A 26,636-nucleotide genomic window follows, 5' to 3' on the forward strand; every position below is an offset into this window, starting at 1 on the left:
CTGTTTGCGTTTATTGTTTTTTCAAACTGTGAACCAACCTGAAACCCAGGGCACTGTGTGAACTTTCCTGTGCACGGGAAGAACGCTCATGCACCATGAGAAAGGTCTCTTCCGAAGCGCTTTCATGATTGACACCTCCTCCGCGTACCACACGGAGACTATCTGTACTGATGGGTTCTATCGGTCCGCGGGGGTCTGTTGCGGCATCCGAAGTATAGTAATCCGGGTCAAAAAAATCGGAGCACCATTCCGCCACATTCCCGGCCATATCGTATAAACCGAGTTCATTGGGTTGTTTACTCCCTACCTCCACAGGTTGCCCGGAAGCACTCCTGTACACGTAGTCATCTATGAGATCAGGATTATTAAAACCGGGAAAATCCCCGTCCTGATCGAGTTTTCCTCCCCGCGCAGCGTATTCCCATTCCGCTTCCGTAGGAAGACGGAAGTTCATATTGGTTACACCGTTCAGCTTGTTTACAAAATCCCTGGCCAGCACCCACCTTACCTGGTTTACCGGGATTTTCGGACCGATGTCCTTGCTGGGATTCGTATATCCCAAAGCTTCGAAAATTTCCTGGGTGAGTTCGAACTTCATCATTTTAAAAGAGGATAACGCGACTTCGTGGTGTGGTTGCTCATCCGATTTATAACCTCCCATGGTAAATGTCCCTCCTTCTACCTCGATCATGTCGTCCCATATCCCGTCTATCAGATCGTTTCCGGTATTATTTACGGCGAGGATAATAGGTTCGCTCAGCTCACTTTCGCCATTACCGGTAACGGCCTGCACCATGTATATCCTGGTCGTCCCGACGGGAATGGCGGTATCTCTCACGGAAGTTTCCGTAAGGGGGGCATCTCCCAATACCTCGTACGACGCTGCCGGAGCCGAGGCATCGTCGGTATAATACACCATGTACCCACTGGCATTGTCCACCGGGTCCCAGGTAAGGGTTGCTACTCCCGTATCGGCATCGTATTCTGCCGGGTACATGATGGGAGGAAGTACAAATTCCTTTTCTGTTTCCGTTTCGTCGCTATCGGAACAGGAAACCGTTCCGAGGCACAAGGCCATACAGGCTCCGCCCATAAGAAGGCCGGCCTTTTTCAGATATTGTCTTGTCATAAGGTTATTAATTTAAAGTTGTGATTGATTGAATATCCGAATCAAATGTAGCCGACCGGGAGATATTACATGAGGTAAAATCTTCCGGAAAACATCAAAGATCTTACCTTATAACAAAGACGCTGATTATCAAAATCTTACAATAGAAACCAAACAAAGCCGGATTATTATTTTACACATTTTACGGAGCATTTTACACCATACACACAACTTTATGGCTATTTTATTTGTTTTTCATTAATTAAAAAGGGTATTTTTTAACATATACAAAACCGATACGGACCGGAAACCGTCGGTCAATACCCTACCTCGTTGTATCAGCCGGCCATCCGGCCGGACTAAAAAACCGGACACCGGGACTGCAGGTGTAAACTTTCATTTACCTCCGCAATCCCGGTGTCCGGTTAAGGTATCCGTTTTTGTTTTACCCGGGATTGTCCGGGAATTACATACGGATATTTCCTATTTCAGTTCGAGTTGTTCCGTGGTACCGTAGTCTTTTCCCCGGATGGCCTCAAAACCGGTTACCATTTCTTTCAGTTTTTCCGGTTCTGACCGGGCGAGATTGTCCTGCTGTTCCTTGTCGTCGGTAAGATGGTACAACTGGAATTCATCTGCATTACCCAATTCTATATTGACCTGTTTACTGAGTGCAGGCCCTTCGTAAGGAGGGATCATCACCCAATCGCCCTTCCTGAATGCTGTTCTGGAAGTAGCCTCAAGGACCAGGGACTCCCTGCCCTTGTCACTTTCTCCCAGCAAGACAGATAACATTTCCTCGCTATCCGTATCCTTTTCCTCCGTACCTGCCAGTTTGGCCAGGGAAGCGAGCAGGTCCATCTGGCAAATGAGGGCATCCGAAACACGGGGTTGTATCCTGCCTTTCCAGTACGTGATAAACGGTACTCTTGTTCCGGCTTCGAACAGGCTGTACTTACCGCCCCGAAGCCCGCCTTTCGGATCGTGATTCCCTTTTAATTCTTCGGCACCGTCAACGTAACCGTCGTTCAGCACAGGGCCGTTATCACTGCTGAAAATGACGAGGGTATTTTCCAGGACTCCTTCCTCTTCAAGGGTTTTCATAAACTCCCCGATCACCCAGTCGGCCTCCAGGATCACATCGCCGCGCGGCCCCAGACCGGATTTACCGGCAAAGCGCGGATGTGGTGTTCTCGGCACATGGGGCTGCTGCAAGGTATAGTGCAGAAAGAAAGGCCCGTCTTTATGATCTTTTACATACTGCTGCGCCTTTTCCAGAAAATGATCTGCCATGTCTTCATCCTTCCACTTTGCGGCCTCTCCTCCTTTCATAAAACCAATCCTCGGGATCCCGTTGACCACGCTGTTATTGTGCCCGTGGTGCCATTTCATCTTCAACAGTTCCGGATGGGTAAGGGCGGTGGGCTCCCCTTCAAAATTTTCCTTGTAGTTCACCTCGATCGGGTCTTCGGGGTCCAGCCCTACCACATCGCCGTTGTCGATATATACCGTAGGCACACGGTCCTGGGTAGCGGCCATGATATGGGAATAATCAAACCCCACTTCGTTGGGCCCCGGCGAGATATGCCGGTTCCAGTCGATCTGTCCAGTTCCGAGCCCGAGGTGCCATTTACCGACAATTCCCGTGGCATAGCCCTGTGACTTAAACATTTTCGGCAAGGTCTTCTGGGTCGTCGAGATCAGCAAAGGTGCGGTTCCGGGAAGTATTTTGGCCCCCTTATTACGCCAGGGGTACATCCCCGTAAGAATGGCATACCTGCTCGGGGTACAGGTAGCCGAGGTAGCATACCCGTCGGTAAAACGCACTCCGCCTTCTGCCAGCCCGTCTATATTGGGAGTCCTGATCTCCGTGGCCCCGTAACAGCTGAGGTCTCCGTACCCCAGGTCGTCCAGGTAAAAAATGACCACATTGGGCTTTGACGGTTCTTCTTCCGTTTCCTGGCGGGTTTGTTTTTTACCGTTCTGGCAACTGGTCATCATCAGGATTCCCAACATCAAAAGGGCAGGAACAAATATTCCCCGCCCCCTCTTATTCACAGGATAGCATTTCATTTTTGATATATTTGGTTTAAATTACTTGGTTACTCGTCATAACTGTAACGGTCGCAATGCCTTTCATAAATCTCCCTGTCAATATCATGGGGATAGTGATTATACCAATCCAGAAGCTTCCCCTTCAACGCATCTGCTTTTTCCCGGTTTCTATCGGCGATATCGACAGATTCTTCTTCATCGGCACTAAGGTCGTACAACCGTACATTACTTCCGTCCACATCCATCACAAGTTTATATTTTCCTTCCCTCACGGCAAGATCAGGGTCATTTTTACCGAACAGTCCGGGTCTGTCGGGAGGGCGGATCCAGAACAACGCTTTCTGCTCGGCCTGTGCAGCCTTGCCCAGCAGTACCTCTGAAACATCCGTACCGTCAATTTGCAGTCCCTCTCCATAGGCAACACCGCCAATCTTCGCAAATGACGGTAACATATCTATCGCAGAGAAAACAGCTTTCGAATTCACACTTCCCTGTTTTTCTGCGGGCATCACCCTCGGAAACCATGTGATCATGGGTTCCCTGACCCCTCCTTCATACAACTGGGTTTTATTCCCCCTCAGGTGTCCCGCCTTATTTACTCCCACATCCGGCCCATTATCACTGGTCAAAACAATCAGCGTATTCTCAGACAATTCCGGATCATTTTTTATAAAATCAAACAACCTTCCCAATTGGGTGTCCATTTCCTGCATCACTCCCAGGAACCTGGCTTTTCTCGACGCATCACCCCGGAGGTCTTTAGGAGGTTCCAGGGGAGTATGGATATCATCAGGCCATAAATTAATGTAAAAGGGTTTTCCCTCTTCCCCCGCATTTTTTATTGCCTGTATTACCCGGTCTACAAAAACCCGGGTGAAATTCTCCCTTTTTATCCAGTGGATATCACCTTTTCCCAGCCTGGCCGATTGCGATTCCAGGTCAGGACGCTCCGGATCGTCTCCCAGTTCCAGGGTTTCAAACTTTGCCAGGTAACGCTCTCCCAGACCTTCAAACTGTGTTACCGATTCGTCAAAACCGTAATCCGTAATTAAAGGAACATCTGCTATATCACGTCCGCCTCCCATATGCCACTTACCTATATGAGCGGTGTAATACCCAGCCTTTTTCATTGCCCTTGCCACCGTAGGTGCCTGTATATCCAGGCTGTTTTTCATTCCCCGCTCCATGTTCGATCTCCGGTCGTGTATATACGAGGTAATACCCCAGCGACTCGGATACTGCCCCGTCATAAAAGAAACCCTTGAAGGGGAACAAATGGGGGAATTTACGTAAAATTGTTTAAAACTCAGCCCCTCTGCTGCCAATTTGTTCATATGGGGAGTACTGACCTCAGTATTCCCGTACCCCGGCAGGTCGCCATATCCCATATCATCGATAAGTATAAACAGGATATTGGGCTTTTGCTCAGTATGTTTCCCGGAAACTCCCATACAGCTTTCCAGTGCCAAAAGCCCTAAACCGAGTATAACTACAATTGTTTTTTTTACCATAACATTTTCGTTTAAGCATTAATTCAGTAAAATCTCATATGTTTTTATACATTGTACAATCATTTATAATCTCTTGCTATCCCTGCTATTCTTCTATTTCGAACTGGAAAGAAGAAATTCTGAAATTCCCTTTTTTTCCCGTATTGAAAAGGGAGAGGAAATCTTTGTAGTCCCTGCCCCCCTGAAGTGAAATATCCAGGCCGGAAACATCCGCCAGTTTACGCTGATGCCCGGAAGTGATCTGCACCTTCCTGGTATTCTTTCTGTCCTTGCCCGAAAAGACAAGCATGCTCCCCCTCTTTTCCTGGTTGACAATGGTGCAGGCCTCAGAGGCATCCAGATGGGTAAACCCTATCCCGGTAAGCCTGAATCGTACCGAAGACGGCATTTCACTCAGGTCTATTCCTATAAAATACCCTTCATTCCGGTCAATACCATTCCCGTCTCCTCCCCTGACCCCTAATTGACCGTCTGCAGACCGGTCTATGCCGGCATCCTGAACAGTACCCCCGGCAATTCTTTTGGCATGAATCCTGAACCTGAAGGCTTTGTTCGCAAGTTCGCCGATATCGGTAACCCCATAGGGTTGCCAGTCCGGGGTGTCCATAACATAAGTATATCCCTCATTACTGATACCTATGGTGGATGTACTGTAAAAACGTTTGTTACCTTCCGCAGCACTGCTGGGGTCAGGGGCATCGAGAATAAACGTGTTTTTTTTCAGGGTGATGTCAGGTATCCCCTCCACGAGTTTTACAACAAACCGGTTACGGGTACCCGGAGGTAAACTGACATCAAACCCGACCATTACCGTACCTTCGTTCTTCTGGTTGTAGGCTTCATAATACTTGTTATCGAATTCGCGTTTATATTCCGGGGGGGTTTCCGAGAGCCTGATGGCCATTTGTACGGGAATCTCGGACACCACCTGTAACAACATGGTTTTCCCGGCCTGTGAAAGTACGATGGTATTCTTGTCGATAATCTCGGCAGATGCGGGGGTTACCATATTCCATCTCAGATCGACAGCTTTATCATCAGTCTCGATAACATCTTCTATCCTGAGATAGGAATCGTCCACTATAACTGCTTTCCTGGTCGCCTTTTTTAACTCATTGTCAAGGTTCAGCACAGGGGTCAGGTCAATTTTTGCTCCCTGCTCATACTTTTCTTCATATGTTTCTATAATCGCTGCCCTTCCTTCAACATTATGTCGCTGGTTATTAATCGTCAAGGTGTTATGATTCAGGTTATTATACCTGAATATATCCCATCTTTGGGCATCCTGGTCCTGGTTCCAGAGATCTACGCCTTCGGATTCGAGGGTAATATAGCTCTGGAGGCCAAAATCCATAGCCCATCTCAACCTGCCTACATCGTATACAAAGGTACCCTGGTCCATGTGCGAATGTCCGTCGGAAGCACTTCCTCCCTTGATTCCCAGATATTTTCCCTTGGTGTCATCCCAGCTTGTCCGTACAAAAGATACCGGGGTAATCCCGTGCCCGGTGAACATCATTTGTGATGGTACTTTTACGTCAGACAGCGTGAGCTCTTTTCCAAAGACAAGTGTATTTGGTAAGACTCTTTCGATATCTGATGAAACAACGCTGGTATACACTCCCTTTCTGATCATATCGATCTCCTGGTATATCAGAGACGGATTATTCAGTTTTTGTGCAAACCAGAACATGGAGGAGCGTGCAGTCTGACTTTTTCCACAGTCGTAATAATTAAAGTAATCTCCCGAAGGTCCCCCGGCAAAGAGCATATAATTGGCTGATTCCAGGAAGCCCGGCGCTTCTGACAGGCCATGATCAGACCCCAGTGCGCTTTCCAGGGCTGCGATCAGCATCACCTGGAATGTGGTGCCGTAATTCCAGTAGCCCGGCCCTTCCGGATAATTTCCATCAGGTCCGTAAGCCTCCAGGGGTAAACGATTTGATTTTAAAGCTCTTTCAATAATGGCCACGGATCGCTCTTTTTCGCTTTCCATAATGGCCAGGGCCCCATAAACCAATCCCGCATTACAGACAGAATTCCAGTTACTGTGTCTTTCGAGAAACCAGGCATTATCTTTTACATACGAAGGTTCAAAGGCTTTTTTCAGAATGGCCTGGCGCACATTTTCCCGGGTACTTTCTTCCAGGTCATCGTAGAGCCAATCGTAAGCTATGGAAACAGCCATACACATTTCGCCCACATCGAGGAAATGGGAAGGATTCCAGCTTTCGAAAGCACAGAGAGCATTCAGTTCTTTTTCCGCCCTGTGCAGGTATTTTTTATCCCCGGTCATGCGGTAACTATAGGACAAATAATAGAGCCTGGTCAGTGCCTTTCGGGAAACTGCCAATAGTCTTTTACCTTTTTTCTTAAAAACCAGGGGGGCTTCTCCGAGCAAATTATCGGAAACCTGATGTATATAGGTATCTATTTTTTTAAATTCCGGGTTTCTCTTCAGTGATGATCTCAGTATTTTTTCACCTTCCTCACTTAGTAAAAGCCTGGGATGGGCAGCAATTGCGGAGTAGTTATAAGAAAGTGCCGATGCAGTGTTTTGTGCATGGGTCAGGAGACATGAAATAAACACACATAATATAAGGATTCCCCTTAAAGCACCGTTGTATTTATTATCCTTACCCCTTAAATTTATGGAAAATACCATCTTCATTAGTTTACGTTTTTGTCAATAATCACCATCCTGTTCTTTGACCAAGGCTCTGGTTGATAAGGGTTTCCTGTAAAGGGTAAGGCAAAAAGAAGTGTTTGCTTCTGTCAAAATTAATACCGGGTGACAGATAGGTTTGGTGGTACTGATTATTATTGACGTAGAGCGCATGATTCTTAATAGCTTCGTTGGTCTCCGTCAGTTTTTCCTCAAGAAGGTTCCATCGGATCAGGTCCTGTTTCCTAAGCCCCTCAAAGCATAATTCCCGTAACCTCTCATCTACAATTTCCTTAAAAAAATCGTCGTGGTTAAGGCTTCCCGTATACGGGTCCAGGCCGGCCCTTTCCTTTACCATATTCAGATCGTTCACCGCCGCATCATTGGCCGGTGCAGTCCCGAACCTGCCACCGATAACGGCTTCTGCATGCATTAACAATACATCCGAATACCTTAAGATGGGAAAATTGATACTTGTAAAATTAGGATCGGTATCCGAACCGGGGGTATTATTGAGAATCGTATAGGCTGCATCTGTCATGTTACCCGCTTTTAAAGCTTCGATATTTGCCGGTTCCCATCTTCTGAACTTCCCTATCCCGTATTCCTGGTGTAAGGGAAAATCGAAAATATAGCTCATGGTATATGCCTGGTTGGCACTGGAATACTTATTCCGGTAGCCGGCAATATTCCACTCTCTTCTCATGTCTTCCTGGGAATAGATGTTATAAACCGGTAAACCCACATTTACTTTACAAAAACCACGCGGAATATCCTGGGTGCCTACAAACTCCACTCCATTCACATTGCCCAGTCTCCCGTGGACATCCAGCCCCATACTCTGAAAATTACCGAAAGAAATCTCAAACAACGACTCTTTCAGGTCGTACCTGTCCTGCAGGTAACTAAGGAAATGGTTCCTGTAGCTCAGGGGATCGGCGCTGTAAGGTACAATACCGTGCCAGCCGTCATTGATAATGATCTCGCATTGCTCCCGGGCTTTTTCGAAATATTGCTGGTTGTTCTCAAAATAACTCTCAGCATCATTTTCGGACAGGTAGGGCTGGAATCCGCCCATTCTTAAATACAAACGGGCCAACAGGCCGTGGGCTGCCATTTTATTGGGTTCCCCCGGTATATATTCCGAACTCTTGGCGTGTACCAGGTGTTCGGCAGCAAACAAATAGTCCTGTTCCGCCTGGGTATAGACCTCAAATACCGGGGACGGGGGTACATTGTTGTCTTCCTGGGAAGAACTGGGGGTTAGCCTCAAAGGTACCGGCCCGAACCAGTTGGCCAATGTAAAATAGCAAAACCCCCTCATAAAGCGCGCCTTGGCCAGGAGGCTGTTATATTCTTCGGTAGTGAACATCTCCGGGTTCAGGTTGGTTTCAAACTGGTTGACCAGTTGAATACAGGTATAGAACCTCAGCCATATGCCTTTAATGGCATCATCCGATGAGGTGTGTGCATATTTAGCTGCATCCCAGGTAGGGTTATTGGGATCATTGGTATAGGTTTCATCCGTTCCGGCTTCAAGAAGGATATTAAACCGCTGTCCGTATACGTCGTCATTTGCAAGGGTACCATAGATCCCCGACATGGCCAGCTCCGCCTCTTCTCTGGAAGAATAAAAGGATTCGGCTTTCCATGAAGACTTGGGTTCTACTTCCAGAAAATCGGAACAGCCCGTAAACGTAAAAACGGTCAGGAACATTATTGCGAAGTAAATATTCTTTGTTTTCATGTGTCTGTTTTATTGTTTTTTCAAAATGTAAGTTCAATCCCTCCGGACAGCGTTATACTTTGCGGATAGGCCGAATAATCAAGCCTTGGGGTCAGAGCACCGAACCTTCCGACCGAAACATCAGGATTGTATCCTTCATAGTTGGTCCAGGTATAAAGGTTTTGTGCCGAAATGGACAACCTGCACTTTTTGATCTTGAATTTCTCCAGTATATCTCCCGGAAGGCTGTATCCGAGAACCACGGTTTTAAGCTTTAGGTAAGACCCGTCGTCAATATGCCGGGTATCCAGTTTATAGCCATACGGAGTCGTCAGGTTTACCCCGTCAAATCGCATTCCCCCTATATCGGTATCCGTGTTGGTCGGTGTCCAGATCTCGGCAAGGGATGTCAGGCCGTTCCTGTTTGGCCTGTATATGCTCCCGAATTCCGATTTATTACCATTTAATATATCGAAGTCATAGGCCCATTGCAGCAGGAACTGAAAATCAAAAGATCCTATCGTAAAGGTATTGGTCAATCCGCCGATGTGCTTTGGCTGCGGATTTCCGATAATGGTCCGGTCGTCTTCATTGATTATACCATCACCGTTCAGGTCCCTGAATTTTACCATTCCGGGCCGCATTGCAGTGCGATAACTCGGCACACCTTCCTTCAGTTCATAATTTCCGTCGTTAGTCTGAAGAAAATCTTCCTGCTGATAGATACCGTCAAATTCAAGTCCGTACATCATCCCTACCGGGTGCCCTACCCTGGTAATATACTGGTATTCCGTCTGCAGAAACTGCAGGTCCCAACCCGGATCTATAAGCAGTTCATTCTGTCCGCTGTTCAGCTTCTCTGTCCTGGTCTTATTGAACGCTATATTAAAATCCGTCTCCCACCGGAACCGTTCATTCCTGATATTTTGTGAACTCAAAGCGAACTCTATTCCCCTGTTAGACACTTCTCCTACGTTTTGCTGTACCCGGTCAAATCCGGTACTGAGCGCCATGTCGGCATCCAGGAGCAGGTCCGTTGTCCTTTTTTCATAAAAATCCACGGTAAGATTGAGCCTGTCAAAAAGGTACAGGTCAAGGCCTATATTGGTCTGGGCAGTAGTTTCCCAACGCAGATCGGGGACCGCCATATTACTCTGGTAAGCACCGGGAGAGAAGGCCTGGTTAGTCCCTAAAACATATCCACTGGATGTATTGACAGAAAACATGTTATACGCTTCAAAGTCACCGATACGGTTATTTCCTGTCACTCCCCAACCCGCTCTTATCTTTAGATCGGATACGGCATCAACAGACTGCATAAATTTCTCTTCAGACACTCTCCAGGCAAGTGAAAAAGACGGGAAATATCCCCACCTGTTCTCTTTCCGGAATTTTGATGATCCGTCGGCCCTGAAATTAACTGTTGCCAGGTAACGACTTTTATAGGTATAATTGACCCTTCCGAAGTAAGACAACAGGGCATTGGCAGAATGAGAAGACCCGGCTATTGTTGCCGTTGTTGCGATACCCAGGTTATCGATGCCGAACTGGTCGGTGGGAATATTCCTGTTTTCCAGGTTATAGGCCTCCCTCGTACTGTACTGGGCCTCCATCCCTATCAGTGCGCCATATACATGATCTCCTTTGCTGTCGTTGAATTTCAGTGTATTTGAGGTAGAAAGTATATCCCACCTCGTGTTCGATATCAAACCGTGAATCCCCCGGTTGGTCCTGGAAGCCTGCTGGGTATCTTCGTTGTAGAAGACAGAGCTTTTCTGGGTGGTGGTCCTATAGTTTCCGCTGACCGTCAGGCTGAATTTATCTAAAAAATCATAATTTAATCCCAGGGTTCCGGAAAGTACGTCCCTGCTTACCTCCCTGTCGGTATTTTCCAGTGTTTTCACGGGGTCGTACAGATAGGGATCCTGGTCCTGTATGACGCTTTCTTCATCATTGCTCCAGTTTATGGGATCTACCGGTCTGAAGGAAACCGCATCCCGTATCACACTGGTCCTCGTACTACCGGAAACCTGCAAACCCGTACTCTTTATCTTGCTGTAATCGATCTGCCCGTGGACCTTAAAGTTCTCCCTTACCTTGTGTGTAAATTTCAACCGATTGTTGATCTTTCTAAACCCCGTGTGGATAAGGGTTCCTTCCTGATCTAAAAAATTTCCGCTGTAATACAGGGTGGTCTTTTCATTTCCTGCCCTCAGGGAAAGGGTATGGTTACTGGTATACGCTGTCCTGAAAATTTCGTCCTGCCAGTCTGTTCCCTTCATATTCCTGTACAATTCAGGATCAACCCAGCTGGTTTTGAATTGTCTTACATTCTGTCCCGGCGCATAGCTGTCATCAGCATAAGCCAGTTTTTCCTGGTATTTTGCAAATTCATACGGACCCAACACCTCTAACCTGTTGGGGATAACCTGTATCCAGGAAAACGAACCTATGCTTATATCCGTCTTTCCGTCGGTCCGCCCGCTACGGGTATTGATAACGATTACCCCATTAGCCCCGCGGGAACCGTAAATGGCCGTAGCAGAAGCATCCTTGAGAATATCAAAACTCTCAATGTCGCGGGTATTAAGGCTGGAGGGGTCAAACCCCTCGAGAGGGATGCCATCCACCACATACAAGGGCGAATTATCCCCGGTAATCGAATTTCCTCCCCGGATCACTATCTTTTGATTACTTCCCGGCGTTCCGTCGCTCGACGTAACCTGCACTCCGGCCGCCCGGCCTGCCAGGGCTTCGTCAAAATTAGACGTTGCGGTAACTGCAAGCTCTTCAGGATCTATTACGGATACCGAACCGGTAAGGTCTTTTTTCCTCACCGTTTCATACCCGATAACCACAACTTCATCAAGAGCTACTTCATCCGACTCGAGTGTGACATTTATGACTTTCTGCCCAAATACATTCTTTTCAACCCTTTGAAAACCTATATAGGAATAAACCAGGATATCGGATTGTTCGATATTATCGATGGTGTAATTTCCATCGAAATCTGTGGTAGTGCCCCGCGGACTGCCTTTTACAATAACATTGGCCCCCGGTATGGGCACACCTTTATCATCTGTGACCGTACCCGTAATGGTGGTTTGTGCAAAAACACCAACTACAGGGATAAAAAACAACAATAATAAGAGTTTGATTGGTTTCATACATAATATTTTTTTGCTTCCAGAAAATATACAGGGCCCTCCGTTCTTCACGGCTTTACTTTCCGATACCGATACACCGCTGACCTGCCATGCAGTTTGCTTATCCATCGAAAATCTCCAGGAGTATGCCCCAGGTTTGTTTATAAATAATCGGATACAGTATCAATCGGTAGACTCGTCTGCCCTGTAATTAAAATCGGAAAGGAAATACGCTCCTCCCCTTCCGGGCACTGTGGAGTTGTTCAATAGTTCTCCCTCGAAATAGGATGCCACTTTAAAAGCAACCGTAAAGTTCGGGGATATTAATTCCGGAGGAATGTCATAGGAACATTTCACCCATTTACCGTAGAAAGTGGTACCGGGTACTTTTCTTCCATCAGGATCGGGCCCCTCCTGATTACCCGGATACGGAGTGCCGACAAACTCGGGACCCCAGGGGGCGCCGGAAGACCTGCCGCCATTTACTCCTTCCGATCTTCTGCACCGTATACCCTCATTGACCTTGGTCCAGGTACCATTGAGCCAGTTTCCTTCGGCATCCTGGATATCACCCCCGGTATAATCGGTTGAAATATACACTTCCAGATCCGTGGGCGTTCTGCCATCTTCCATATAATTCTGATAAGCGGGCTGATAATAATAGTTAAAGGAAAGGTCGTAACCGTATTGGAATAGTGTCAGGTCCTGCGTGGAAGTAACCATCCAGGAAGCGGTGGGCTGTGTGCTGCCACCGGAATGGGTCTGGGTTTCCAAAACGGTCTGGGACGTATTCCCGGCAGGCCGCTCTTCCGGGGCTTCCAGGAACCTCCCGGCACTGTTGTCTACTACACCCCAGATATCCTCCCCGTTACCGGGAATATCTACCTGGACGGAGAAACCATCCCCTCCTGTCGGGAATGACCCCGACGTATTCAAAGTAGGGTAGAAAGGATAAATCGTTTCAACCGGCATCTCTTCCGGGGTATCCGTAATAATCGTTATAATCTTGTTTTCAAACAATGTGACCTCTTCGCTTATATTGCTTACTACCCTGATCGTAGGAGATAATGTATCGTATGTGGAATACATATAGTCCGGAGCGAGAGCGATCTCACCCGTTTCGCCATTGATACTGAGTTTATCAGTATGATTTTCCAGTTCGAAGGTAACGTCAGGATTGGCATTGGGAAGAAGCGGCTCGCTGGTCTTGCTGTCGGGATCACCGTATACCAGATTCTGGTTTTTGGGTGAGTAGATCAGGTTACTTGGTAAAAGGGGAGATATGTACAGGTGAAAGGCATCCTCAAAGGTAGTAGCATATTCCATCCCGTCAGATTCCGTACTCACCTTTATGGTAAAGTAGTAGTCCCCTACGGTAAAATTATGTCCGCCGGCAATAGAAATAATTCCGTTGACAGCCGTATTGACAGCATCAACAGATAATATCGGATCTCCGTTTCCGTCAACTTTACCCTCTTCGGGATCTATTTCAATTTCTACGGGAACACTTTCCCCGATACTCACATACTGCAGGTGCGATTCGTCCAACAGTGTACCATCCTCCTTTCTTATACTTACCAGCTCAAACCGGGGAATAAGCCCTCCTGTATGAACGGTAGGGGCAGTTGTCGTGATGTTCTGACTTTCCCTCGCATCCGTAATACTTACGTAATTAAGATCCTCAGGATCCCGGATATCTTCTAAGCCCGATTTAAAGGAAGCATCTTCACAAGCCGATACTGCCAGCAGGTAAAGCAACAATAAAGGTAATTTTTTAATTTTCATAATTTAACAATTATAGTAACGTTATTTTAGCTGGTTTTTAATTATGGTGTTCTATTATTGACAAATATCAAAAAATAATATTGTTGGAACAGGGGGATAATTGTCTAAAATGCGGGGGCATATAATCCCTGTTGCCCCTGTAAACACTCTGGTACCGGGTTATTTTTACAAGCTTAGGTACTCCCTGTTCCCGGCATTTTGTACCTCCTGTTAAGACGCATACCCCCCGTTTTCTTTCTGAATAGAACAGTACATTGTATCCTTCAAAAAATCAATTGATCCAACCCATAACTTATTCCAGATGAAAACACAACTCGCTTCTACCACACTGCATATCTTCCTGATATGCATGTGTTCCGTAACAGGTACTAAAGCACAGCAAACAGATACCGCCGGGAGAAAGAATATTCTTTTTATCGCTGTCGATGACCTGAGGCCGGAACTCGGATGTTACGGGGCCGGCTATGTAAAAACCCCAAATATAGACAAGCTCGCATCAAAAGGTGTTTTATTTGAAAATGCCTATTGCCAGCAGGCGATCTGTGCCCCTTCGAGGAACAGCGTAATGACGGGACTACGTCCGGACGCACTGAATATATATGATCTCAGTACTTTTTTCCGGACCACCGTACCCGATGTCGTAACCCTTCCCCAACATCTGAAAAACAACGGCTATATCTCGGAAGCCGTAGGGAAAATATATCACGAAGGGCATAATAACAGGGATGATATACTCTCGTGGTCCCGGCCTTCATGGGATTATAAAACTCCCTTAAAGAATTTAAAAAAGGTCAAGAGGGGCGATACCACCGACCTGCAGTCCGATTTCCCGAAAATAAACGGGGAACTGCTCCCCTTTTATAAATCAAACGCACCGGAAACAAATATGACCGATGCGGTGATTGCGGACATAGCCGTAGAACGGTTGCACCAACTGAAAGACCGGCCCTTTTTTATGGCAGTAGGTTTCAAGAACCCTCATCTTCCCTTTGTAGCTCCTGCGAAATACTGGAACATGTACAAGCCCGAAGATATCCGTATCCCGGAAAGAAATGATCCCGATGGAGTATCCCGGTATGCCTTTGCCCGGTGGTCCGGAGAACTCAATAAATATCACGGTATTTCACAGTACAAAACGGAAGGATACCTGCCTGATGATCTCTCCAGGAATCTCATACATGGCTACTATGCTGCCGTGAGCCAGGTCGATGACCTTATCGGGCAACTTATCACAACTCTTGAGGAACTTGGTGTAAGAGACAATACTATAATAGTGCTGTGGGGAGATCACGGGTGGAAGTTGGGTGAATACGGTATGTGGGCCAAACACTCCAACTGTGAGCTGGATACCCGTGCACCCCTTATAATAAGCGCTCCCGGATTTTCCGGAGGAAAAAAAAGCGAATCACTTGCAGAGTTGCTGGATATCTATCCTACCCTTTGCGAACTGTCGGGAACAGGCCTGCCGGATCACCTCCAGGGGAAAAGCCTGGTACCGGTTTTAAAGGACCCCACATTCAAGGTTAGGGAAACAGCCATGAGTCAGTATCCCAGGGGAAAATATCTCAAAGACGATCCCACAAAACGGGAGATTATGGGCTATTCCATTACTGACGGACGATATCGTTTTACCCGGTGGCAATCCTATAAAAATCCGGACCGGGTACTGGACCGGGAACTCTACGACCACCATAAGGGAAGAATAGACCTGAGCAACCTGGCAAGGCTGAAAGAATACGATACGATAGTAAGAAGAATGGAAAAGCTATTGAACGACCAGCTTGCCCATAACCGGTGATACATTTTTCAAATCCCAGGATTTTACAGTCAGAAAAGCGAACGTGATTTTTTATTCATAAGTATGGAAGACATGAATAAAACATCATGCGGACACATAGAGGTAACAGCTGTACCGCTCATTCCCATGCTTTTTAACTACAAAAATGATACTTATGAAACCACACTATAAATTATCGGCATTCCTCATTTTTATTTCCTTATATGCCAATGCCCAGAATAACATCATTACCCTCGATCCGCTTCCGGGCGGTTCGGAAGGAAATAACAGGTATACAGACAGTTCCACCTTTGAAACAGATGGCTCCGGGAATGTGTCTTATCACAATAGCAATAGCTATGATGACTGGAGTGTTACAGCCTCTACCATAACTCCTACAGGAGCCCTGGGACGGACCTTTTCCATCACTTTCGGCGGCATGAGCGAAGTAAACACCGTCATAGGAAATGATTACGGTGCCCTGATATCTCCGGCCGGGATAGACCGTGCCGCAAGCGGCGCACTGGGGATAAGGGGAGGCATCGGGAACGGGATAGATTCCGGAGAAGGGTATTATTTCGGGCTGGACCTGACCAACCTGAATTCGACCGCTGCCGTCCAGATAACCAAAATATCGGTGACCGACCTTGCTGCTACCGGCGAAACCGGGGTCATCGTAAGCCGGTTAAACCCTTCGAGAAAATTCACCTTCGGAAAACCGGGAGCCCCCGGCGTCGATTATGAGCTTGCAGGAGGGGCAGGAACCATTGATGTATCTTCATTTAATCTCTATCTCACCGGGGGAAATATCAACGAGCATATGGTTTCCGTGTTCAGCAATACTACAGTGCCCAGCGGATACAGAATTACAGGTGTCGAACTCAGGGTGCGGACCAATATACTCAATCCCAATCCTGTTTCCAATGCTTCCCATCCACGGCTTCTCCTGGGTCAGGGAGAGGAAACCGATGTACAAAACCTCATCAGTCAGTCTGCCGAATTTAATGCCATCCACGAGTATATCCTTGAAAATGCCGATAATTTCGTCCAGGAAAGTCCGCTGGTATACAATGCCGTAAATAATCGTATGCTGGAAACTGCCAGGGAAGCCATAAGGCAGGTTTTTTACCTGGCATACGCTTATCGCATGACCAGTGATACAGACTATCTCACCAAAGCCGAAGAGGTTATCAATACGGTTTGCGACTTCCCGGATTGGGTTACCTATACACTCGATACGGCAGAAATGTGCTTTGCCGTAGCCATCGGGTATGACTGGTTGTATCATGAATTGTCGGCAACTACCAGGCAAAAAGCCAGGGAAAGCATACTGGACTACGCATTTCTTACCCAGAAAAACAAACCTTTCTGGGATATGACCTCCAACTGGAACCAAGTAGGTATCGGCGGCCTGGCCTATGGTGCCCTGGCTATTTATGGCGACGGTACTGCACAAATGGACCAGGAAGCCAGATTTGTCATGAACAATATTCTTGTGAAAAATCCGAATTCCATGGAAACCTATGCCAACGGGAACTATCAGGAAGGTGCCATGTACTGGTCTTACGGGTCCACTTATGAAGTATTGTTATTATCAGCACTTGAAGGGATTTACGGGCAGAACCACGAAGGGGTCAGAAGGCTCAGAAGTACACCCGGATTTCTCGAATCGGCAGAATATATGCAGTATGTTACCGGAACGTCCTCCCTGTATTTCAACTACAGCGATTGTACGGAAAAGCGAATTCCGCTGCCGGCGACCATCTGGATGGCCGATAAGCTGAACAACCCCTCGCTCCTGTCTGTGGAACAACTATTGATGCAAAACGGAAAATATACCAGCAATTACTCCGATGATTCCAGGTTTCTCCCCATAGCCCTTATATACGGGAAGGAGATCGACTGGGAGAACCTGTCTGCTCCCGGGCCCAAAGTATGGAAAGGATACGGCTCGCAGCCCGTAGTCCTGGTCCGTACAGACTGGCAAGGCTCTAATGGAAAATATGTGGGAGTCAAAGGCGGAACCCCGGATTACAGCCATGCCCATATGGATGGCGGCACTTTTGTTTACGATTCCCAGGGAAAACGCTGGGCCTCGGACTTCGGTAAGTATGATTACAATGCCGTCAAAGCCGGCATCTCCCCTCCCGGGAGCGCCAATGATTTCTCGCAGGGGTCTTCCCGGTGGAACATATTCAGGGTCAGCAACCTCAATCACAACACCATATCCATAAAAAAATCATCCGAAACCAACTGGCAACACCACAAGGTAAATGGCAGTGCCAGTATTACCGGGATCTTTGACACTCCGGCAAAAAGAGGGGCAGAATTAGATATGCGAGGGCTTATCGGGCTGGATGACGAACTGGAGGCCATATACAGAAGTGTTTACCTGGTAGACGAATCCTACCTCGAGATCAAGGATTCCATAGATAATGGTTCCGGGGCTGTAGACTTGTACTGGAACATGGTCACCACTGCCCTCGTGGAAACTCTCGACTCCTCCAGGATCAAACTTACACAGGGAGGCAAGACCGCAATTCTCGAGATCAGTTCTTCCAACCCTTCCGTAAGTTTTACCATAGCCGACAACCGCTCTACAGACCCGGTAGACTATTTTCCACCGGCAACCTACGAGAGAAAAAACGACGGCACGGTCATGATCGGTTTTGAAGCTGCTATACCCGCAAATGAACAGGTGACCTTTACCGTGACCCTCAAAGACGATGCGGAGGTTCCCCCTTCTTCTACAGAACCCGTAAATTACGTTCTGCTGGAACTACCGGACCCCAATACCGGGAGAGAGGCCAACGGACTGTACTATGACACCTCAGAGTTTTATGTAGATTCCCAGGGAGATGTAAGTATATCGGGAATAGCTACGGAGTATGCATGGAATGTTTACGGGGATACCGATATAGACAGTATCATGGGGCATAAGTTCTTTTTCAGGTGGCATGGCATGGGAGCTGTCAATACCGTTGAGGGAAATGATTTCGGAGCTTTGGTAACCCCGGCCGGAATTGACAGAAGTGCCTCCGGCGAACTCGGGGTACGGGGGGGTGCAGGAAACGGCATAGATCCCAACGAAGGATATCTCTTCGGGTTTGACGGTTCCTATCTGCCGGACATAACAGGTTTGCAGCTTGTAAAAGTGGGTGTGAATTTTGTTTCCTCCTCCCGTACCGGGATACTGGTCAACAGGAATGATACGTCTAAACGGGTTTCCTTCGGCGGGCCCTCTTCGGCGGCTGATGTTATCCTGCCTTCCGGGCAGGGGTTTGTAGATGTCGAATCACTGGATATTTCTATCACTGGGGGCCAGACCGATTATGAAATGGCTTCCGTTTTCAATTCGGGAACTTCCGGAGGGTTCAGGATCAATAAGGTAGTTTTTAAAGTAATCTCTTCGGGAACTGCCCCTCTTTACACCATGTCGGCGCCATCGGTGGAGGATGCAGAAAAAGATGCGGTTATCCTCTACCCCAATCCCTTTACCAGTACCATAACCCTCCGGAACACCAAAGAAGAAAACCATTTTCTAAACCTGAGTCTTTTTACGGATACGGGAACACGCCTGTTTTATAAAACTTTTGACAACAGCCAGGCCGGAGATACCCGGATCCTGGACCTGCAAGGTATTAAGCCGGGAATATACGTGATCCGTATGGAAATGTCTTCAGGAAAAACAATCACTAAAAAAATTGTAAAACAATAAATCTATTCACACTGATGAACCTATTTAAAATTACTGTTCTATTGTCTCTTCTTGTCATTTCGGGCTGCCATTCACAGCAAAAAAACGAAACCCGTTTACTGGAAAGTGAACAACAGCTCCACGTATTGCGATCGCTATCCGTAAAAGAAAAAAAGAATCCCAGGAGTATGGATAAAAACGGGGAAATCGTATGGGCGCGGCAGCCTTATGACTGGACGGAAGGTTTCTGGCCGGGAACCTGCTGGATGCTTTATGAAAAAACCGGGGACGAACAGTGGAAGGAGGCTGCCTCAACCATTCAGGAACTCTATGTACATCACAAAGACCTCACCAATGATCACGATCTCGGCTTTATATTTAACAATTCCTTCGGCAAGGCTTTCAGGATCACGGGGGATGAGCGGTATAAAAAGGTACTGCTGGATGCCGCCGATGCCCTTATCACCCGTTTTAACCCAAATGTAGGTTGTATACAGAGCTGGGATGTAAGCGACAACTGGCAAAGTAAACGGGGGTGGAAATTTCCCGTGATTATAGATAACCTGATGAACCTCGAGCTCTTGTTTGAAGCTTCGGAAATAACGGGGGACCCCAAATACAGCGATGTTGCCATTGCCCATGCCAATACTACCATGGCAAAGCATTTCCGCAAAGACGGAAGCTCGTATCACGTGGTCGACTACGATCCCGGAACAGGAGCGGTCAACAGCAGGATAACCGCGCAGGGCTATGCCGACGAAAGCGCCTGGGCAAGAGGACAGGCCTGGGGCCTGTATGGGTATACCATGTGCTATCGGTATACAAAGGACAGGAAATACCTGGAAATGGCGGAAAAAATTTCAGGTTTTATTTTGTCCCATCCCAACTATCCGGAAGACGGGGTCCCCTTTTGGGATTTCAATGCGCCGGATATCCCCGATGCCTTAAGAGATGCCTCAGCGGGGGGCATTATGGCCTCGGCATGGATAGAACTGGACGGCTACTCCGATCGCGGATACCTGGACCGGGCCAGAACCATACTCGAAACCCTGAGTTCCGAAAAATTCCGCGGGACTTCAAAAAAAGACTATTTTCTGCTCAAGCATAGTGTAGGAAGTATTCCCCACGGCAACGAAATAGATGTCCCCCTTAACTATGCCGATTACTATTATCTGGAGGCCCTGTTGCGTATCACAAAAAAGGCTTTGTGAGATATTCCGAAAAATCGTAATATTATGACCCTGTAAAAAGCCGGGGTTGTGACCCTGATACAAACCGATAATGCCATATCGTACAGCTGTCGCAATATCACAGTTAACCCTGTTCCGGAGTTTATCTTGAAATTAATCACCAAAACCCAATAAACATGTTTCGAAAACACCTGTTTCTTATAGCACTGCTGATCGGTGCTACATCTCTTGCACAAACAAAAGTCGGCTCCCTTTTTACCGATCATATGGTATTACAGCGGGATACGGAGGTTTCTGTATGGGGTACTGACGATCCCGGCACCAGGATCACCCTGTCCGCAGACTGGGGAGAAAAGAGCTTTGCAATAACCGATGCGAACGGAAAGTGGAAACTGGCCGTAAAGACTGCCGGTGCGGGAGGACCGTACACTATGGAGATCAAGGGCTCGGAAAAGATCGTTCTCCGGGATGTCCTTCTCGGAGAGGTATGGCTTTGTTCAGGTCAGTCCAATATGGAAATGCCCATGAAAGGGTTCAACGGGCAGCCCATATACGAAAGCAATGACCTGGTGCTCAACAGTACAAACCCGGAACTTCGTCTCTTTGATGTAAAACGGAACATGAGCAACGACCCGGAAGACAGTTGTGAGGGCAACTGGCAGCAGGCCACCCCCGAAACCGTTTTTAACTTCAGCGCGGTAGCCTATATGTACGGAAGCATGCTGCAGGAAAAGATCGGTGTCCCGGTAGGGATTATCTGCAGCAGCGTAGGAGGAACAAGAGTGGAAGCCTGGACCAGGAAAGAGATCCTGGCCGATCCGGAACTGGGTGTGGAAGTAAACATGGGCGACCCTTCTAAAATGGGGAAAAACAATGCCTCGGTACTCTATAATGCCATGATACACCCTCTTATACCATATGGTATCAAAGGCGTTATATGGTACCAGGGGGAATCCAACAGAAACAATGCACAGCAGTACGCGACACTTTTCCCTGCCATGATAAACAGCTGGCGGGAAGAATGGGCACTGGGAGATTTTCCCTTCTATTACGTTCAGATAGCACCGTTCGGATACAAACCCGAGGTCAACTCGGCTTACCTGAGGGAAGCACAACTGCACAGCTTACAGCATACTACCAATACCGGGATGGCCATCACCATGGATATTGGAGACAAGGGCTCCATTCACCCGCCCCGGAAAAAGGAGGTGGCAAAACGCCTGTTGTACCTGGCCCTTGCTAAAACCTATGGCTTTGACGGCATATTGTATAGCGGTCCCATTTACAAGTCCATGGAAGTAAAGGGAAATGAGGTGGAACTGAGTTTTGATCATGCCCCCAATGGCGTATTCAATTTCGGGAAACCCCTTTCCGGCTTTATCATTGCGGGAAAGGACAGGAAGTTTTATCCGGCGGAAGCAAAGATCACAAGGGGTAAACTTGTGGTTTCCAGCACAGAGGTCCCCCAACCGGTTGCCGTGCGATATGGCTGGACCAATTACCTCGAAGGAAGCCTGTTTAACCTGGCAGAATTACCGGCTTCATCGTTCCGGACAGATGACTGGGAAAAATAAAGTAAAAGTGCCCGGGATATATTCCGGGCGCTCCCTTTTTTTCAGGCAGCACCCACAAAATCCCTTACAGATCACCGTCATTAGTATAATGATCATATCTTCCCGGGCCTTCCGGTTTCACAGACCGGGTTGCTGTAAAATATCAGGTAAACACTATTCTGAAGATGATATCCCTATGACATTAGCATATCGTTCGCCCCTTACCACCAAGCGCTCTTATACTCTTTATCAATAAGGTATTATTAATTAACTTGGTAATTTACTTCAAATAATGAGAATCCGTTATTACATATACCTGGCCATCACGCTGTTCGGCTTTATAAAATACGGTATTGCTCAAGATCCGAAAAACCTTCCAAAAGAACTCAAGTTCAGGCACTATACTTCTTCACATGGGCTATCACAAAGATCCGTGATGGCTATAGAGCAGGACAGTAAAGGCTATCTGTGGTTCGGTACGCGGGACGGGCTTAATAAATTTGACGGAGATAAGTTTACGATCTATAAACACAGTGACGACGATACCACGAGCCTGAGTAACAACAACGTGCATACCATCTATGAAGATACACGGGGCAACCTGTGGATCGGCACACAAAACGGATTAAACAGGTACCATCCCAAAACAGATAGTTTCATAAGGTATAAGCATTCCAAAAAAGATAACAGCATAACGGATAATATCATATGGGGCATTACACAGCTCAACCCGGAATTATTATGGGTAGCGACCAATAACGGTATAAGCCAGATCAACCTCTCCAACGATATCATAACACGGATATACCAGAAAGAAAACAGCTCCGGATTTCCGGGGGATAACAACAATCGCAGTTTTCTGAAAACCGGGAAAGACAGCTTATGGATATGTAATACCACCTATATCAGTATTTACCATCATTCCACGGGCAGTTTTGAATATATAAATTATCCGAAAAAAGAAGACAACGACATACATATCAACGGGCGGCCTACCCTGCTCCGGGACCACAACAATACCATCTGGCTGGGCTATGAAGGCGGGCTGGCAATATATGACACTGTACTGCGGATTTTTAAAGATGTGGAACTGGAAGGAAAGAAAATCATCGGTGCCCCTGTAAGGAGTATCTGTGAGGACCTTAACGGAAATTTATGGATAGGCAGTTACGATGGTTTGTTTATACTGAACAGTGACCGTTCCGGGGCCAGGTATATATCACATGATGAAAACAGGGCTACCAGCCTGAGTCAGAACTCCATATATAAAATCATCAAAGATTCCAGGGGAGACATGTGGATCGGGACATGGGCCGGGGGTATCAATTATTACAATAAAGACAACGGGGCATTCAGGAACATTTCTTTCGGCAGTGCCAGAAACAAACTCAATTACAAGGTGGTAAGCGGTATGGCAGAAGACCGTAGCGGTAACCTATGGATCGGAACAGAAGGAGGAGGGATCAACTTCTACAACCGGGAAACCAAAAGATTCAGCTATTACAAGCACGACCCCGGAAACAGGAAGAGCCTGACCGCCAACAATGTAAAGGCCATAATCATAGACAGCAAAGGCTTTATCTGGGTAGGGATGCACGACGGGGGGGTCAATTTTCTCGACCCGGGGAAAACTCCCTTTGAATTCAAGGAAATAGACTTTCCCGAATCGCATAATATCTCCTTAAAAGGGTATAAAGTACTTACCCTTCTCGAAGACCGGAATGGTAATATATGGATCGGAACGCTCACGGGCGGACTGATGTACTATAATGTTCAAAGCGGAATATTGTCTAAAATAGACGATGATATCAGAACGGTAATGAGTATTGTCCGGACCGGGAATCCGGACCTTCTGCTGGTCGGCGGGTATAACAGCGGACTGAAGACCATTGATATAAATACCAGGGAGATCAGGAATATCTCTCTCGAAAATACGGACCGAAAAGATACTCCCCTCTACATCAACTGCATTTTTGTAGACAATTATAATAATTACTGGATCGGAACAGAAGGGCAGGGATTGTACATGTACGACACCAATATTCACAAGACAAAGGCTTACGGGCTTAAGGAAGGCTTGCCCAATGATATCATTTACGGTATCCTTTCCGACGATAACGGGAACTTGTGGATCAGCACGAACAACGGTATCAGCAGACTGAATATAGAATCGGGCAATATCAAGAACTTCAGCCATGCCGACGGGCTGCAGGGTAACGAATTCAATTACGGTTCGGCGCTCAAAACCCGGAACAACGCATTGTTTTTCGGGGGAACAAACGGGCTCACCTACTTCAATCCGATCGAAATACGAAAGAATACCTATATCCCTTCCATCGATATCACGAACATCGAGGTAAACAATGTTCCCTATGCCCATATCACGGATTCCATCCGTCAGGTAACCCTGAAATACAACGAAAACAATTTCAGCCTGGATTTTACGGCATTGAGCTATATGCAGCCGGAAAAGAATGAATTTGCCTATATGCTGCAAGGTTTTGACAAGGATTGGAAATACGTCGGAAAACAACGAAAAGCGATCTATACCAACATCCCCAGGGGAAAGTATGTTTTTAAAGTAAAAGGGGCCAACAACGACGGGGTCTGGAATGAAGAAGGAGACACCCTCCCCATCCGGGTCCTTCCCGCCCCCTGGAAAACCTGGTGGGCCTATTTGCTATATGCCGCCCTGTTGACGGGAATAAGCGTTTATATCAGGAAATTAATCGTATTGAGAATACGCGAAAAAAAGGAAAAAGAAAGACTGGAAGAAATAAACCGGCTGAAACTGAGATTATTTACGGATGTATCTCACGATTTCCGGACGCCGCTGACCCTCATCACGGGGCCCCTGGAAAAAATGATAAGCCAGAAAGCAGGCGACCACCGTATAAGACAGCAACACGAGATCATGTACCGGAATGCCCGGATGCTTTTGCAACTGATCAACCAGATCCTGGATTTCAGAAAAAGTGAAGCGGGAAAACTCACTTTGCAAGCCTCCGAAAACAATATTGTTCCCTTTGTCGGAAATGTCAAGAAATCCTTCGACGCCCTGGCAGAACACAAAAATATTTCGTTCGATCTTATCTCCGAAAATGAACGCATCCCGGTATGGTTCGACAGGATCAAACTACAGAAGATCCTCTTCAACCTGCTGTCCAATGCATTTAAATATACAGACAGTGGCAAAAGGGTCTGTATACGTATTTCAACGGAATCAGACCAGCGACAGGCCACATCCGCAGACTTTGTCAGGATAGAGATCATCAATTTCGGAAATGTGATCCCCAGGCATCAGCTCAAATTTATTTTCGAACGTTTCTACCAGCTGGAACACAACAGCAAAGAACCGGGATCGGGTATCGGGCTGGCACTCACCAAAAACCTGGTGGACCTCCACAAGGGACAGATAAAAGTGAAGAGTTCCGAATCTCAGGGAACGCGTTTTATCGTGCTGCTCCCCCTGGGCGATAAACATCTCGGCAAAGGCGAACGTATTGATGCCCCCCTTCCCCCCGATGAAGACCACACTCCGGTATACGTGGATATTCCAGGGGACTCCCCCGGTGCCATGCCATCAGAAACGCCTCCCGTTTCTGCTCCAGGCAAGGATATCCCTGCCCTGTTGATCGTGGAGGACAACAGGGAAGTGAGAGAATTTATCATCGGAATTTTCAGGGACAGCTACAATATCTATACGGCGGGGCATGGAAAAGAAGCAGTCGGCATTACTCAAAAAAATGTAATAGACCTGATTATAAGTGATGTAAGCATGCCGGTCATGGACGGATATGAATTGTGCAATACCATAAAAACCACACTGATAACCAGCCATATACCGGTAATACTGCTCACCGCAAAAACTTCCGAAATACACCAGGAAAAAGGGTTCGATACCGGGGCAGATGCTTATATTACCAAACCCTTCAATGCCAGGTTACTACAAAAAAGGGTAGATAACCTGCTGAAGACAAGGGCTAACCTGATCAGAAAATTCAGGAATGACATCATCCTGAAACCCAAAAACCTGAAAATTACATCAACCGATGAGACTTTTCTGCAAAAGGCAATCTCGGTGGTAGAGGAAGGTTATACCGATCAGAATTTCAATACTGCCGCTTTTGTAGCCCGTATGAATATGAGCCGTACCGTACTATACACCAAAATAAAAGCGCTTACCGGCCAGAATATTTCCACCTTCATAAGAACCATACGTCTGAAAAAGGCCGCATTACTGATCACACAGACCAAAATGAATATCTCCCAGATCGCTTATGAAGTAGGTTTTAACGACCTGAAATACTTTCGGAAATGTTTTAAGGAATTCTTTAAGGTCACTCCCTCCGCCTATAAAAGAGACCATGCGGAAACACACAATCCATAACAATTCTTAATTAACCCTTTTTAACGTCCATAA

The 26,636-nt window shown here is 47.0% G+C and carries 12 protein-coding genes; 5 read left to right on the forward strand and 7 right to left on the reverse strand.

The window, feature by feature from the left end:
* Positions 1 to 10 precede the first annotated feature (10 nt).
* The 7 genes from DN748_RS14590 to DN748_RS14620 all read right to left on the reverse strand — a co-directional run bounded on the left by DN748_RS14590 (position 11) and on the right by DN748_RS14620 (position 13,996).
* Complete coding sequence (locus tag DN748_RS14590; protein ID WP_112372568.1) at positions 11 to 1,129, reverse strand: formylglycine-generating enzyme family protein; 1,119 nt, start codon at positions 1,127 to 1,129, stop codon at positions 11 to 13.
* A gap of 462 nt (positions 1,130 to 1,591) precedes the next feature.
* On the reverse strand, positions 1,592 to 3,181 hold the full coding sequence (locus tag DN748_RS14595) for a sulfatase family protein (RefSeq protein WP_410528314.1): 1,590 nt from the start codon (positions 3,179 to 3,181) through the stop codon (positions 1,592 to 1,594).
* 29 nt (positions 3,182 to 3,210) lie between these two features.
* Positions 3,211 to 4,674 carry a sulfatase-like hydrolase/transferase gene (locus DN748_RS14600; RefSeq protein ID WP_112372569.1) on the reverse strand — a complete coding sequence of 488 codons (1,464 nt, stop codon included), beginning with the start codon at positions 4,672 to 4,674 and terminating at the stop codon, positions 3,211 to 3,213.
* An 85-nt stretch (positions 4,675 to 4,759) separates the two neighbouring features.
* Positions 4,760 to 7,345: a heparinase II/III domain-containing protein gene (locus DN748_RS14605; protein ID WP_201741490.1), complete on the reverse strand. Its 2,586-nt coding sequence runs from the start codon at positions 7,343 to 7,345 to the stop codon at positions 4,760 to 4,762.
* A gap of 22 nt (positions 7,346 to 7,367) precedes the next feature.
* Entirely contained in the window at positions 7,368 to 9,086 is a 1,719-nt protein-coding gene (locus DN748_RS14610) for a RagB/SusD family nutrient uptake outer membrane protein (RefSeq protein WP_112372570.1), read from the reverse strand.
* A 20-nt stretch (positions 9,087 to 9,106) separates the two neighbouring features.
* Positions 9,107 to 12,232, reverse strand: coding sequence for a SusC/RagA family TonB-linked outer membrane protein (locus tag DN748_RS14615; RefSeq protein ID WP_112372614.1), 3,126 nt, complete (start codon positions 12,230 to 12,232; stop codon positions 9,107 to 9,109).
* A 162-nt stretch (positions 12,233 to 12,394) separates the two neighbouring features.
* Positions 12,395 to 13,996 carry a hypothetical protein gene (locus DN748_RS14620; RefSeq protein WP_112372571.1) on the reverse strand — a complete coding sequence of 534 codons (1,602 nt, stop codon included), beginning with the start codon at positions 13,994 to 13,996 and terminating at the stop codon, positions 12,395 to 12,397.
* A 301-nt stretch (positions 13,997 to 14,297) separates the two neighbouring features.
* On the opposite strand from DN748_RS14620, the gene DN748_RS14625 reads away from it, so the two are divergent.
* The 5 genes from DN748_RS14625 to DN748_RS14645 all read left to right on the forward strand — a co-directional run bounded on the left by DN748_RS14625 (position 14,298) and on the right by DN748_RS14645 (position 26,603).
* Positions 14,298 to 15,794, forward strand: coding sequence for a sulfatase (locus DN748_RS14625; RefSeq protein ID WP_112372572.1), 1,497 nt, complete (start codon positions 14,298 to 14,300; stop codon positions 15,792 to 15,794).
* A 154-nt stretch (positions 15,795 to 15,948) separates the two neighbouring features.
* Positions 15,949 to 19,491 carry a heparinase II/III domain-containing protein gene (locus DN748_RS14630; RefSeq protein ID WP_201741491.1) on the forward strand — a complete coding sequence of 1,181 codons (3,543 nt, stop codon included), beginning with the start codon at positions 15,949 to 15,951 and terminating at the stop codon, positions 19,489 to 19,491.
* 14 nt (positions 19,492 to 19,505) lie between these two features.
* On the forward strand, positions 19,506 to 20,681 hold the full coding sequence (locus DN748_RS14635) for a glycoside hydrolase family 88 protein (RefSeq protein ID WP_112372574.1): 1,176 nt from the start codon (positions 19,506 to 19,508) through the stop codon (positions 20,679 to 20,681).
* 155 nt (positions 20,682 to 20,836) lie between these two features.
* On the forward strand, positions 20,837 to 22,234 hold the full coding sequence (locus DN748_RS14640) for a sialate O-acetylesterase (RefSeq protein WP_112372575.1): 1,398 nt from the start codon (positions 20,837 to 20,839) through the stop codon (positions 22,232 to 22,234).
* Between the two features lie 271 nt (positions 22,235 to 22,505).
* The gene (locus DN748_RS14645; RefSeq protein ID WP_112372576.1) at positions 22,506 to 26,603 is read left to right on the forward strand and encodes a hybrid sensor histidine kinase/response regulator transcription factor; all 4,098 of its coding nucleotides are present in this window, start codon (positions 22,506 to 22,508) and stop codon (positions 26,601 to 26,603) included.
* Positions 26,604 to 26,636: the final 33 nt, after the last annotated feature.

The organism is Sinomicrobium soli (assembly GCF_003285545.1).
Classification (GTDB): domain Bacteria; phylum Bacteroidota; class Bacteroidia; order Flavobacteriales; family Flavobacteriaceae; genus Sinomicrobium.

Coding starts and splice junctions, on each gene's coding strand:
- DN748_RS14590 (WP_112372568.1), bottom strand. CDS start 1,129: ATGACAAGACAATATCTGAAAAAGGCCGGCCTTCTTATGGGCGGAGCC.
- DN748_RS14595 (WP_410528314.1), bottom strand. CDS start 3,181: ATGAAATGCTATCCTGTGAATAAGAGGGGGCGGGGAATATTTGTTCCT.
- DN748_RS14600 (WP_112372569.1), bottom strand. CDS start 4,674: ATGGTAAAAAAAACAATTGTAGTTATACTCGGTTTAGGGCTTTTGGCA.
- DN748_RS14605 (WP_201741490.1), bottom strand. CDS start 7,345: ATGAAGATGGTATTTTCCATAAATTTAAGGGGTAAGGATAATAAATAC.
- DN748_RS14610 (WP_112372570.1), bottom strand. CDS start 9,086: ATGAAAACAAAGAATATTTACTTCGCAATAATGTTCCTGACCGTTTTT.
- DN748_RS14615 (WP_112372614.1), bottom strand. CDS start 12,232: ATGAAACCAATCAAACTCTTATTATTGTTGTTTTTTATCCCTGTAGTT.
- DN748_RS14620 (WP_112372571.1), bottom strand. CDS start 13,996: ATGAAAATTAAAAAATTACCTTTATTGTTGCTTTACCTGCTGGCAGTA.
- DN748_RS14625 (WP_112372572.1), top strand. CDS start 14,298: ATGAAAACACAACTCGCTTCTACCACACTGCATATCTTCCTGATATGC.
- DN748_RS14630 (WP_201741491.1), top strand. CDS start 15,949: ATGAAACCACACTATAAATTATCGGCATTCCTCATTTTTATTTCCTTA.
- DN748_RS14635 (WP_112372574.1), top strand. CDS start 19,506: ATGAACCTATTTAAAATTACTGTTCTATTGTCTCTTCTTGTCATTTCG.
- DN748_RS14640 (WP_112372575.1), top strand. CDS start 20,837: ATGTTTCGAAAACACCTGTTTCTTATAGCACTGCTGATCGGTGCTACA.
- DN748_RS14645 (WP_112372576.1), top strand. CDS start 22,506: ATGAGAATCCGTTATTACATATACCTGGCCATCACGCTGTTCGGCTTT.